11 protein-coding genes are annotated in these 10,898 nt (G+C 71.0%); 9 read left to right on the forward strand and 2 right to left on the reverse strand.

Translation table 11 applies throughout. The annotated features are described in order from the left end of the window. Positions 1 to 147 precede the first annotated feature (147 nt). The 3 genes from GWI24_RS31870 to GWI24_RS31880 are packed head-to-tail and all read left to right on the forward strand — an operon-like array spanning position 148 to position 1,380. Positions 148 to 999, forward strand: a complete 852-nt coding sequence (locus GWI24_RS31870; protein WP_210949508.1) for a helix-turn-helix transcriptional regulator — start codon at positions 148 to 150, stop codon at positions 997 to 999. After that, the gene (locus tag GWI24_RS31875) at positions 978 to 1,178 is read left to right on the forward strand and encodes a DUF397 domain-containing protein (RefSeq protein WP_210949510.1); all 201 of its coding nucleotides are present in this window, start codon (positions 978 to 980) and stop codon (positions 1,176 to 1,178) included. Before GWI24_RS31870 ends, GWI24_RS31875 begins: the two co-directional genes overlap by 22 nt. A gap of 4 nt (positions 1,179 to 1,182) precedes the next feature. Next, complete coding sequence (locus GWI24_RS31880; protein WP_210949512.1) at positions 1,183 to 1,380, forward strand: DUF397 domain-containing protein; 198 nt, start codon at positions 1,183 to 1,185, stop codon at positions 1,378 to 1,380. 15 nt (positions 1,381 to 1,395) lie between these two features. Here the strand turns inward: GWI24_RS31880 and GWI24_RS31885 are convergent, their stop codons facing one another. Then, positions 1,396 to 1,692, reverse strand: a complete 297-nt coding sequence (locus GWI24_RS31885; RefSeq protein WP_210949514.1) for a YciI family protein — start codon at positions 1,690 to 1,692, stop codon at positions 1,396 to 1,398. Between the two features lie 30 nt (positions 1,693 to 1,722). Here GWI24_RS31885 and GWI24_RS31890 point away from each other — a divergent pair, with 30 nt between their 5' ends. Beyond that, positions 1,723 to 2,445: an endonuclease V gene (locus GWI24_RS31890; RefSeq protein WP_210949526.1), complete on the forward strand. Its 723-nt coding sequence runs from the start codon at positions 1,723 to 1,725 to the stop codon at positions 2,443 to 2,445. A gap of 120 nt (positions 2,446 to 2,565) precedes the next feature. On the opposite strand, the gene GWI24_RS31895 is transcribed toward GWI24_RS31890, so the two are convergent. Then, on the reverse strand, positions 2,566 to 3,057 hold the full coding sequence (locus GWI24_RS31895; protein WP_210949516.1) for a DUF1203 domain-containing protein: 492 nt from the start codon (positions 3,055 to 3,057) through the stop codon (positions 2,566 to 2,568). 164 nt (positions 3,058 to 3,221) lie between these two features. On the opposite strand from GWI24_RS31895, the gene GWI24_RS31900 reads away from it, so the two are divergent. The 5 genes from GWI24_RS31900 to GWI24_RS31920 all read left to right on the forward strand — a co-directional run bounded on the left by GWI24_RS31900 (position 3,222) and on the right by GWI24_RS31920 (position 10,694). Continuing rightward, entirely contained in the window at positions 3,222 to 4,160 is a 939-nt protein-coding gene (locus tag GWI24_RS31900; RefSeq protein WP_210949518.1) for a dihydrodipicolinate synthase family protein, read from the forward strand. Further along, positions 4,157 to 5,614, forward strand: a complete 1,458-nt coding sequence (locus GWI24_RS31905) for a sialate:H+ symport family MFS transporter (protein ID WP_210949520.1) — start codon at positions 4,157 to 4,159, stop codon at positions 5,612 to 5,614. Before GWI24_RS31900 ends, GWI24_RS31905 begins: the two co-directional genes overlap by 4 nt. A 175-nt stretch (positions 5,615 to 5,789) precedes the next feature. Continuing rightward, positions 5,790 to 6,935 carry a CaiB/BaiF CoA-transferase family protein gene (locus GWI24_RS31910; RefSeq protein WP_210949522.1) on the forward strand — a complete coding sequence of 382 codons (1,146 nt, stop codon included), beginning with the start codon at positions 5,790 to 5,792 and terminating at the stop codon, positions 6,933 to 6,935. A 72-nt stretch (positions 6,936 to 7,007) separates the two neighbouring features. Further along, a complete protein-coding gene (locus GWI24_RS31915; RefSeq protein ID WP_210949524.1) occupies positions 7,008 to 8,222 on the forward strand; it encodes an acetyl-CoA C-acetyltransferase in 1,215 nt (404 codons plus the stop codon). A 264-nt stretch (positions 8,223 to 8,486) separates the two neighbouring features. After that, positions 8,487 to 10,694 carry a 3-hydroxyacyl-CoA dehydrogenase NAD-binding domain-containing protein gene (locus GWI24_RS31920; protein WP_210949525.1) on the forward strand — a complete coding sequence of 736 codons (2,208 nt, stop codon included), beginning with the start codon at positions 8,487 to 8,489 and terminating at the stop codon, positions 10,692 to 10,694. The last annotated feature ends 204 nt before the right edge of the window (positions 10,695 to 10,898 follow it).

Raw genomic sequence — 10,898 nt, forward strand, 5'->3', positions numbered from 1 at the left:
CCGCCGCGTGGTCCGCCGGACACCCCGTAGTGCGTGCGGTCGCTGGGGCTCAATTACGGAACGTGTCAAGCGCGTTGCCCTCCGGAGCGTAAGCTCAAAACAAGCCAGCGGTCCTAGCCGGACAGCGGAACCAGGAGGGATGGACCAATGACGTTCCAGCCGCGCGAACTCTTCCCCGACCGCTCCGCACGCGACCTGTTCGGCGCGGAGATCCGCCGCCATCGCGAGAAGGCGGACATGTCGCTGCGGCGGCTGTCCGAGGTGCTGAACTACAGCAAGTCCCACCTCGCGCGGATCGAGGCGGCGGAGTCGCTGCCGTACGACGACCTACCGGCGAAGCTGGACGCGTGCTTCGGTACGGATGGCATGTTCGCGAGGCTGCACACGCTCGCGAAGAACGAACCGTTTCCCGGTAAATACCGGCGGGTGGTGGAGATCGAAAGCCGGGCGGTCGTCATCGAGCAGTACATCAGCGGAAGTGCTTCCGGACTGCTCCAGACACCGAAGTATGCGGAGTCATTGATGCGCGGTGTCCATCCGCATGCGCCGCACGCGGAGATCGAAGCGATGGTCAAGGCCCGTGCCGACCGGCAGGCGTTGCTGGATCGGCCCAAGCCGCCACGCTGCTGGTTCATCCTCGACGAGGCAGTACTTCGCCGCCCCGTTGGTGGATCAGAGACAATGCGCGATCAGTTGGCGTCTCTGATCCGGCGTGGGACAGAGTCGCACGTGACCATCCAGGTGCTTCCCTTCGCAGTGGGTGAGCACCCAGAGATGCTGGGTGGCGCGCTGACGCTCTACACGGTGTCCGAGGGACCACAGGTGGCCTACGAGGAAGGCAGTCGGTCCGGGACCATCATCGAGGACCGAGGGGGAGTCGCAGTGCGCCGGGAGAACTACGATCTGCTCAGGGCCATGGCCCTCTCGCCTCGCGATTCCGAGGCAATGATCCAAACCGCGATGGAGGACTACACCCCATGCCCACGACCAGGGACGTAAGTGCAGCGGTCTGGCGCAAGAGCAGTTACAGCAACGGCGACGGCGGCGAATGCGTCGAGGTCGCCGACAACCTCCCGGGCCTCGTCCCGGTCCGTGACTCCAAGTGCCCCCATGGCCCCGCTCTCATATTCGCTGCCGGATCATGGGCCACGTTCATTGCAAGCCTCAAGATGGACTGAAGTCATGCCAACCACCCCGGGCCTGAGTGTTGCCACGTGGCGCAAGAGCAGTTACAGCAATCCCGACGGCGGCAACTGCGTGGAGGTCGCGGACAACCTCCCCGGTGTCATCCCCGTCCGCGATTCCAAAAACCCTGATGGCCCCGCGCTCATATTCGCTGCCGGATCGTGGGCCGCGTTCATAGCCTCCCTCAAGGCGTAAGCCGAAACGGGCTCCTTACCGCCGCTGCTGGCGGTAATCGGCGAGCGCCGGGGCCGTACGGGTGGCCAGGAACTCGGTGATGGTGTACTCGCCGACGCCCGCGACCACGAAGGGATCGCTCGCCAGCATCTCCTCGATCTTCGCCCGGTTGTCGCCGAGCGCCAGGATGACCCCGCCGTCACGGGGGTTCTTGGGCCCGGAGGCGAGGAAGACGCCGTTCGCGAAGTGGTCGTCCACCCAGACGAGGTGCTCGGGGAGGGCGGCCTCGACGCGGTCGGCCGACGCGGTGTAGGTGATCTCCAGTACGAACATGACGGGCAGGCTAGTAACGTGAGCCGCACGATGACCAGCGCCGTCGATCCACGATATGAGCTGCCCCGCGACTGGCCCACGACCGAGGCCGAGGCCATCGCCGTCCAGGAGCGGACGCGGGCGTCCGTGGTCATCGCCGGGGAGGTGCCCGAGCCGGGTACCGGCACCGGCGCGGTCGTCGGCGTGGACGTGGCGTACGACGACGAGCGCGACCTGGTCGCGGCAGCCGCCGTCGCCCTGGACGCCCGTGGCCTCGAAGTCGTCGCGGAGGCGACGGCGGTCGGTCGGGTCACCTTCCCGTACGTCCCCGGGCTGCTGGCGTTCCGTGAGATCCCGGCCGTCCTCGACGCGCTCGGCGACCTCGACCGGCGGCTCGGCCGCCGCCCCGACCTGGTGGTGTGCGACGGCTACGGCCTCGCCCACCCGCGGCGGTTCGGGCTGGCCAGCCATCTCGGGGTGCTCACCGGGCTGCCCACCATCGGCGTCGCCAAGAACCCCTTCGGCTTCCGCCACGCCGACCCGGGGCCGCGCCGCGGCGACTGGTCGCCCCTGCTCGACGGGGACGAGGAGGTCGGCCGGGCGCTGCGCACCCGCGACGGTGTGAAGCCGCTCTTCGTCTCCGTCGGCCATCGGGTGACCATCGCGGACGCGTGCGCGTACACCCTGCATCTGGCCCGCGACTTCCGGCAGCCCGAGACGACACGGCGCGCGGACGCGCTGTGCCGCCGGGCCCTGAAGGCCGCCACGCTCTGAACGCGGTGTGGTGAGCCCGACACTCCGAACGTGGCGGCTGTGCACGCGGTACTCCGAGCGCGGCGCCGGGCGAACCCCTGTACCCCCCGGCGCCACCCCGCACCCGGGGTGCCGGATGCCTCAGACCCGCCGCGTCTCGGCCAGGAAGCAGCCGAACTCGACGGCGCGCACATGCACCGCCGCCACCCGCGGGTCCCCGTACAGCTCGGCCAGCCCCTCCTCGATCGTCGGCTCGCCGTCGTTCAGCAGCCGCCCGCCGAGGATGTTGCCCTCGGCCGTGTACGCCCGCAGCACCCGCCGCCGGCCCCGGATGCCGTCCGCGATGCCGGGGCCGGTCCAGCCGTCGCACTCCTCGGGGTGGATGAAGACCGGGCCGACCTCGTTGTACGGGCCGGGCGTGGCACCCGTCTCCCGCGCCCAGCGGCGCAGCGGGGCGTAGGAGACGAGCGCGATGGTCTCGTGCGGTCGGCTCCGGCCCAGGCAGCAGCGCATCGGGTTGCCGCCCTCCTCGTCCTCCACCACCAGCCGCGGCGGGTCGCCCGCGTCATCGGTGATCCGCAGCTGCTTCAGCACCTCGGGCGCGATGGCCCGCATTTCATAGCTTTCGTCCATGCGGTCAAGCCTGGCCGGTGGGCTCGCGGCGCGCTGGCGGGATTCGGACGAGGCGCTGCGGCGGGAATGTACTTGACAGGGCGATGGCGCTCCGTCAGATTCGGGCTCCGAACATAGGACGTCCCACGTCCGTATTGTCCTGCTACCCAGAAGGCTGGGTGTCGATGAGTCTTCCGGCTCCCCTTACCGGTGTCGTTCCGCCCCTGTGCACCCCGCTCACGCCCACGGGCGAGGTCGACACGCGTTCCCTCGCCGCGCTCGCCGAGCGGCTGATCGACGCGGGGGTGAGCGCGCTGTTCGCGCTCGGCTCCAGCGGAGAGGCCGCCTATCTGAGCGACCGTAGCCGCCGTACGGCCCTTACGGCGGTCATCGAGGCCGCCGACGGCCGGGTTCCCGTGCTCGCGGGGGCGATCGACATGACGACCGCGCGGGTGCTCGATCACGCCCGTACGGCGGCGGAGGTGGGCGCGGACGCGATCGTGGCCACCGCGCCCTTCTACACCCGCACCCACCCCTTGGAGATCGCCGACCACTTCCGGCGGCTGCGCGACGGTGTGGACAGGCCGCTGTTCGCGTATGACATCCCGGTCTCCGTCCACTCCAAGCTGACGCCCTCGATCCTGCTGCCGCTGGCCGCCGACGCCACGCTTACCGGGGTCAAGGACAGCAGCGGGGACGACGGGGCGCTGCGGCGGCTGCTGGTCGAGGTCCGCCGGCGCGGTCTCGCCGATACCTTCACCGTGCTCACCGGCTCCGAACTGGCGGTGGACGGCGCCCTGCTGGCGGGCGCCCATGGCGTCGTCCCGGGGCTGGCCAACGTCGATCCGGCCGGGTTCGTCCGGCTGTACGAGCACGCGCGCGCGGGCCGCTGGGAGGAGGCGGCCGCCGAACAGGACCGGCTGGCCGCGCTCTTCGCCATCACCGACGCCGGGGATCCCACCCTCATGGGCGGCAGTTCCTCGGGCCTGGGCGGCTTCAAGGCCGCGCTGCGGCTGCTGGGCGTGATCGACTGCGCGGACACCGCCGCGCCCCAGGTGCCGCTGGGCGAGGCCGCCGTCAAGACCGTACGTCAACTCCTGGAGGAGGGAGGACTGTTGTCGTGACCGAAGCCGCCAAGGTGCCCTGGTACCGCGAGGTCTCACCCGGTCAGTGGAAGTCCCTGTTCGCCGCCTGGATCGGCTATCTGCTCGACGGTTTCGACTTTGTGCTGATCACGCTCGTCCTGACCGAGATAGCCGACGAGTTCGACCTGAGCACGGCGTCGGCGGCGAGCCTGGTCTCGGGCGCCTTCATCACCCGCTGGCTCGGCGGCGCGTTGCTGGGCGCGCTGGGCGACCGCTACGGGCGCAAGGCCGCCATGATCATCAGCATCCTGCTCTACTCGCTCGGCACCTTCGCCTGCGGGTTCGCCTGGAACTACATCAGCCTGTTCACGGCCCGCCTGGTTATTGGCATGGGCATGGCTGGTGAGTACAGCGCAAGCGCCACCTACGTCCTGGAGAGCTGGCCCGCGCGGCTGCGCAACCGCGCCTCCGGCTTCCTCATCTCGGGCTACTCGGGCGGCACCATCATCGCCTCCGAGCTCTACAAGTGGGTCGTACCCCACTGGGGCTGGCGCTGGATGTTCTGGATCGGCGTACTGCCGGTGCTGGTCGCCCTGTGGGTGCGGCGCGCGCTCCCGGAGGCCGGGGACTGGCACGAGGAGGTGGCGGCGGCGCGGGCGCGGCCGAACCCCTTCCGGCCGCTGTTCGCCGGACGCACCCGCGCGAGCGTCAACACGGCGCTGACCGTGGCCGCGAGCGTCGCGCTGTTCCTGGTCTTCACCCCGGCGGGCGCGGGCTGGCGCTGGCCGCTGTCGGTCCTGGCGGCGGGGTGCCTGTTCGCCTTCGCGGCCCAGCTCGGCGGACGGCGCCGCTGGCCGCTGTACGTGTCCCTGATGTGCACGGTCTTCTGTGCGTTCCTCTACAGCTGGCCGATCCAGGCGCTGCTGCCCACCTATCTGAAGGAGCAGCTCGAGTACTCCCCCTCCGAGGTCACCGATGTGATGTTCTACGCCGGGTTCGGGACCATGGCCGGCTGCTGGCTGGCGGGCTTCGTGGGCGACTGGCTCGGCACCCGGCGCGCCTACGCCGTGACCCTGCTCGCCTCGCTGGCCTTCGTCTTCCCGGTCTTCGCGGTGCAGGACTCGCTGGTCGGACTGGGAGTGCTGCTGTTCTTCCTGCTCGCGCTGAGCCAGGGGATCTCCGGCATCCTGCCGAAGTACATCGCGGGCCACTTCCCGACCGGGAGCCGGGCGGCCTCGCTCGGCTTCGTCTACAACACCGGGGCGCTCGGCGGCGCGGTGGCGCCGGTGCTCGGCGCCCATCTGGCCGAGGGCATGTCCCTCGGGCGGGCGCTGGCGGTGCTCACCTTCGGGCTGACGCTGGTGGTGATCGTGCTGGTCGGCGCCGATGTGCCGCGCCGGCTGGGCCGGCTGACCGATCCGGAGGGCGACGAGGACCATCTCGTGCCCGGACCGCCGCTGTCGATGGCGGGGCCCGACCTGAGGAAGACTTGACCCGAAAAGCCCGGTCGGCGCCACACCCGGCCCGCCGCGCGTCCGCACGGCCGAACCCCCTTTCCGGTCACGGGGTTTGGTTATCCACAGACCCAGGAGAGGGCTTGTGGAATGCGGGACGCGTTCTTAGCATCGGCGGTGTTACAGCGGTGGTGTCACACGATTGGGGGACGGGATGACGGTGGCGGAGGAAGGGGCGGCGAGCGGCCCGCTGGCCGGGGTGCGAGTGGTGGAGCTGGCCGGGATCGGACCGGGCCCGTTCGCCGCCATGGTCCTCGCCGACCTCGGAGCCGATGTCGTACGCGTCGACCGCCCCGAAGGCGCCGGGGGCCTGCGGATCGACCCGGACTACGACCTCGCCAACCGCAACAAGCGCTCGGTGCTGATCGACCTGAAGGCCGACGGGGGCACGGCCGTCGTGCTCGACCTCGTCGAGCGCGCCGACATCCTCATCGAGGGCTACCGCCCGGGGGTCGCCGAGAAGCTGGGCCTCGGCCCGGACGACTGCCTGGCCCGCAACCCCAAGCTGGTCTACGGCCGGATGACCGGCTGGGGGCAGGAGGGCCCGCTCGCCCGGACCGCCGGCCATGACATCGGCTATATCGCCGTCACCGGCGCGCTCAGCATGATCGGCGCCGCCGACGGCCCGCCCGTCGCCCCCGTCAACCTGCTGGGGGACTACGCGGGAGGCTCGCTCTATCTCGTCATCGGCCTCCTCGCCGCCCTGCACCACGCCCGTGCGGGCGGCCCCGGCCAGGTCGTGGACGCCGCGATCGTCGACGGCACCGCCCATCTGACCGCCGTCACGCACGGCATGATGGCCGCCGGCGGCTGGCGGGACCAGCGCGGCACCAACCTCCTCGACGGCGGCTGCCCCTTCTACGGCACCTATGAGACGGCCGATGGCGGCTATATGGCGGTCGGGTCGCTGGAGCGCAAGTTCTACGCGGAGTTCATCGAGCTGCTGGGGATCGCCGACCAGGCCCCGGCCCGCGATGACTTCGACAGCTGGGCCGCGCTGCGCGCCGCCATCGCCGACCGCTTCAAGGAGCGCACCCGCGAGGAGTGGACCGCCGTCTTCGGCGCCTCGGACGCCTGCGTCGCGCCCGTACTGTCGCTGCGGGAGGCCCCGTCCCATCCGCAGCTCACCGCCCGCTCCACCTTCCTCGACCACGGCGGGATCACCCAGCCCGCGCCCGCCCCGCGCTTCTCCGCCACCCCGGGCACGGTGCGCCGCGCGCCCGCCCGGCCCGGGGCGGACACCGACGAGGTGGCCCACGACTGGGGAGTCACCTCGCTCATCGAGGGAAGCCCGTCATGAGCCCCATGTCTCCGCTTCCCGCCGGACCACTGAGCCGTCACCGCCCCAACCCTCCCCTGAAAGGCCGCTGACGTGAGCACCGAAGCGTATGTGTACGACGCCATCCGCACCCCGCGCGGGCGTGGGAAGGCCGACGGTGCCCTGCACGGCACCAAGCCCGTCGACCTGGTAGTGGGCCTCATCCATGAGCTGCGGCGGCGGTTCCCCGAGCTCGATCCGGCGGCGATCGACGACGTGGTCCTCGGCGTCGTCAGCCCGCTCGGCGACCAGGGCTCCGATATCGCCAAGATCGCGGCCATCGCGGCAGGGCTCCCGGACACGGTCGCGGGCGTCCAGGAGAACCGCTTCTGTGCCTCGGGCCTGGAGGCCGTCAACCTCGCGGCGGCCAAGGTCCGTTCCGGCTGGGAGGACCTGGTGCTCGCGGGCGGGGTCGAGTCGATGTCGCGCGTGAAGATGGGCTCCGACGGCGGCGCCTGGTTCGCGGACCCGATGACCAACTACGAGACGGGCTTCGTACCGCAGGGCATCGGGGCCGACCTCATCGCCACCATCGGTGGCTACAGCCGTCATGACGTGGACAGCTACGCCGCGCTCTCCCAGGAGCGGGCCGCCCGGGCCTGGAAGGAGGGGTACTTCGACCGCTCCGTGGTCCCGGTCCGCGACCGCAGCGGGCTGACCGTCCTCGACCAGGACGAGCACATCCGCCCCGGCACCACCCCCGAGACCCTGGCGGGCCTGAAGCCGTCGTTCGCCGCCATCGGCGAGGCGGGCGGCTTCGACGCGGTGGCGCTGCAGAGGTACCACTGGGTCGAGGCGATCGACCATGTCCACCACGCGGGCAACTCCTCGGGCATGGTGGACGGCGCCGCCCTGGTGGCCATCGGCAGCCGTGAGGTCGGCGAGCGCTTCGGGCTGACGCCGCGCGCCCGGATCGTCTCCGCCGCCGTCTCCGGCGCCGATCCCACCATCATGCTCACCGGCCCCGCTCCCGCCACCCGTAAGGCTCTCGGCAAGGCCGGGCTGACCATCGACGACATCGATCTGGTCGAGATCAACGAGGCGTTCGCGGCGGTGGTGCTGCGCTTCGTGGACGACATGGGACTGAGCCTGGACAAGGTCAACGTCAACGGCGGCGCGATCGCGATGGGCCATCCGCTGGGCGCCACCGGCGCGATGATCCTCGGCACGGTGATCGACGAGCTGGAGCGGCGCGGCGGGCGGTTCGGGCTGGTGACGCTGTGCGTGGGAGGCGGGATGGGCATCGCGACGGTGGTCGAGCGGCTCTAGCGGGTGTCCGACGGATCCTGACGCCTGCGGCGGGGTGTTCCCCTTCCCGCCCCTTCCCGACACCTGACGATATGCGGCTCCGCCGCGTGCGGGGGCCTCTGCCCCAGACCCCGGGGTCCAGGGGCGGAGCCCCTGGTAACGGGAAGGGGCGGGGAGGGGAAAGATCCGCCGGACACCGCGTAGAGCCCAGTCGCTCTCAAGACACCGCCGTTCCCCTTCCTTCCGGCCCCGCGCCCCTTCGCCCCTTCGCCCTGGAGACCTCAGATGACCCACCCCACCACCGCCTCGACCATCCGCTGGGAGCAGGACGACGAAGGCGTCGTCACCCTGGTGCTCGACGACCCCGGTCAGTCCGCCAACACCATGAACGCCGCGTTCATCGACTCCCTCGACGCGATCGCCGACCGCGTCGAGGCCGAGCGGGATGCCATTCGCGGCATCATCGTCACCTCCGCCAAGAAGACGTTCTTCGCCGGTGGCGACCTCAATGACCTCATCCAGGTCGGGCCCGGCCAGGCCCAGGAGGTCTACGAGAAGAACCTCCGCATCAAGCGCGCGCTGCGCCGGATCGAGACCCTCGGCAAGCCCGTGGTGGCCGCGATCAACGGCGCGGCGCTCGGCGGCGGGCTGGAGATCGCGCTCGCCTGTCACCACCGCATCGCCCTCGACGCCCCCGGGGCCCGCATCGGCTTCCCCGAGGTCACCCTGGGCCTGCTCCCCGGCAGCGGGGGTGTCGCCCGTACCGTACGGCTGCTCGGCGTCACCGACGCGCTGCTCAAGTGGCTGCTACAGGGCACGCGATACAGCCCCCTGCGCGCCCAGGAGGCGGGGCTGGTGCATGACGTCGTGACCACCAGCGAGGAGCTGCTGACCCGGGCGCGCGCCTTCATCGCCGCCCACCCCGAGTCGGCGCAGCCCTGGGACGACAAGGACTACCGGATTCCGGGCGGCACCCCGGCGCAGCCGAAGTTCGCCGTCAATCTGCCCGCCTTCCCCGCCAATCTGCGGAAGCAGCTGAACGGCGCGCCCTACCCGGCGCAGCGCAATATCCTGGCCGCCGCCGTCGAGGGGTCCCAGGTGGACTTCGAGACCGCGCAGACCATCGAGGCCCGGTACTTCACCGAGCTGGTCGTCGGCCAGACCGCCAAGAACATGATTCAGGCGTTCTTCTTCGAACTGCAGGCGGTCAACTCCGGTGCCAACCGGCCGCACGGGATCGAGCCCAGCCAGGTCCGCAGGGTGGCGGTGCTGGGCGCCGGGATGATGGGCGCGGGCATCGCGTTCGCGTGCGCCAAGGCGGGCATCGAGGTCGTCCTGAAGGACGTGTCCGTGGAGGCCGCCGCCAAGGGCAAGGCGTACTCCGAGGGGCTGCTGGCCAAGGCGCTCGCCAAGGGCCGCACCACCGAGGCCAAGCGGGACCAGCTGCTGGCCCGGATCACCCCGACCGCCGATCCGCGCGACCTCGAGGGCTGTGACGCGGTCATCGAGGCGGTCTTCGAGGACCCGGCGCTCAAGCACAAGGTGTTCCAGGAGATCGAGGGCGTCGTCGCCCCGGACGCCCTGCTGTGCTCCAACACCTCCACCCTCCCCATCACCCTGCTCGCGGAGGGGGTGCAGCGCGCCGACGACTTCATCGGGCTGCACTTCTTCTCGCCCGTCGACAAGATGCCGCTGGTCGAGATCATCAAGGGCGAGCGCACCGGTGACAAGGCGCTGGCCCGCGCCTTCGATCTGGTGCGGCAGATCAGCAAGACCCCGATCGTGGTCAATGACTCCCGCGGCTTCTTCACCTCCCGCGTCATCGGCCACTTCCTCAACGAGGGCGTGGCGATGGTGGGGGAGGGCATCGACCCGGCCTCCGTGGAGCAGGCCGCCGCGCAGGCCGGATACCCGGCCAAGGTGCTCTCCCTGATGGATGAGCTGACCCTCACCCTGCCGCGCAAGATCCGCGAGGAGACGCGCCGGGCGACCGAGGAGGCGGGCGGCGAGTGGCGGCCGCATCCGGCCGACGCGGTCATCGACCGCATGGTGGAGGAGTTCGGGCGCCCCGGCCGCAGCGGCGGCGCGGGCTTCTACGACTACGACGCGACGACCGGCAAGCGCACCGGGCTGTGGCCGGGGCTGCGCGAGCACTTCGCACCGGGCGGGTCCGGAGACGCTGTGCGTGAGGGCACCCGCATCCCCTTCGAGGACATGAAGGAGCGGATGCTCTTCTGCGAGGCCATCGACACGGTGCGGCTGCTGGAGGAGGGCGTGCTGACCTCCGTCGCCGACGCCAACATCGGCTCCATCCTCGGCATCGGCTTCCCCGGCTGGACGGGCGGGGTGCTCCAGTACATCAACGGATACGAGGGCGGCGTGGCCGGTTTCGTGGCCCGTGCCCGGCAGCTGGAGGCGGCGTACGGGGAGCGGTTCGCCCCGCCCGCGCTGCTGGTGGAGAAGGCGGAGCGCGGGGAGCGCTTCACGGACTAAGCGGATCGGCGGAAGTCGGCCGCGGTTCGGACGCGCCCCGAAGGGGCGCGGGGCTGTGCCGATGTGCGGCTCCGCCGCGACTGTGTCGATATGCGGCTCCGCCGCGTGGGACCAGCCACGACGGCGTCGCAGACGATCGACGGCATGTCGGGGCACTTCCTGCGGACCGCTTAGGGGGTGTCCGGCGGATCTCGGCGCCTGCGG

This window comes from Streptomyces sp. MK37H (assembly GCF_018035285.1).
GTDB classification, from domain to species: Bacteria; Actinomycetota; Actinomycetes; order Streptomycetales; family Streptomycetaceae; genus Streptomyces; species Streptomyces endocoffeicus.

Bases quoted from the DNA above. Each gene is read 5' to 3' on its own strand.
- GWI24_RS31900 (WP_210949518.1), top strand. From the start codon at position 3,222: ATGAGTCTTCCGGCTCCCCTTACCGGTGTCGTTCCGCCCCTGTGCACC.
- GWI24_RS31890 (WP_210949526.1), top strand. From the start codon at position 1,723: ATGACCAGCGCCGTCGATCCACGATATGAGCTGCCCCGCGACTGGCCC.
- GWI24_RS31875 (WP_210949510.1), top strand. From the start codon at position 978: ATGCCCACGACCAGGGACGTAAGTGCAGCGGTCTGGCGCAAGAGCAGT.
- GWI24_RS31895 (WP_210949516.1), bottom strand. From the start codon at position 3,057: ATGGACGAAAGCTATGAAATGCGGGCCATCGCGCCCGAGGTGCTGAAG.
- GWI24_RS31885 (WP_210949514.1), bottom strand. From the start codon at position 1,692: ATGTTCGTACTGGAGATCACCTACACCGCGTCGGCCGACCGCGTCGAG.
- GWI24_RS31920 (WP_210949525.1), top strand. From the start codon at position 8,487: ATGACCCACCCCACCACCGCCTCGACCATCCGCTGGGAGCAGGACGAC.
- GWI24_RS31870 (WP_210949508.1), top strand. From the start codon at position 148: ATGACGTTCCAGCCGCGCGAACTCTTCCCCGACCGCTCCGCACGCGAC.
- GWI24_RS31880 (WP_210949512.1), top strand. From the start codon at position 1,183: ATGCCAACCACCCCGGGCCTGAGTGTTGCCACGTGGCGCAAGAGCAGT.
- GWI24_RS31910 (WP_210949522.1), top strand. From the start codon at position 5,790: ATGACGGTGGCGGAGGAAGGGGCGGCGAGCGGCCCGCTGGCCGGGGTG.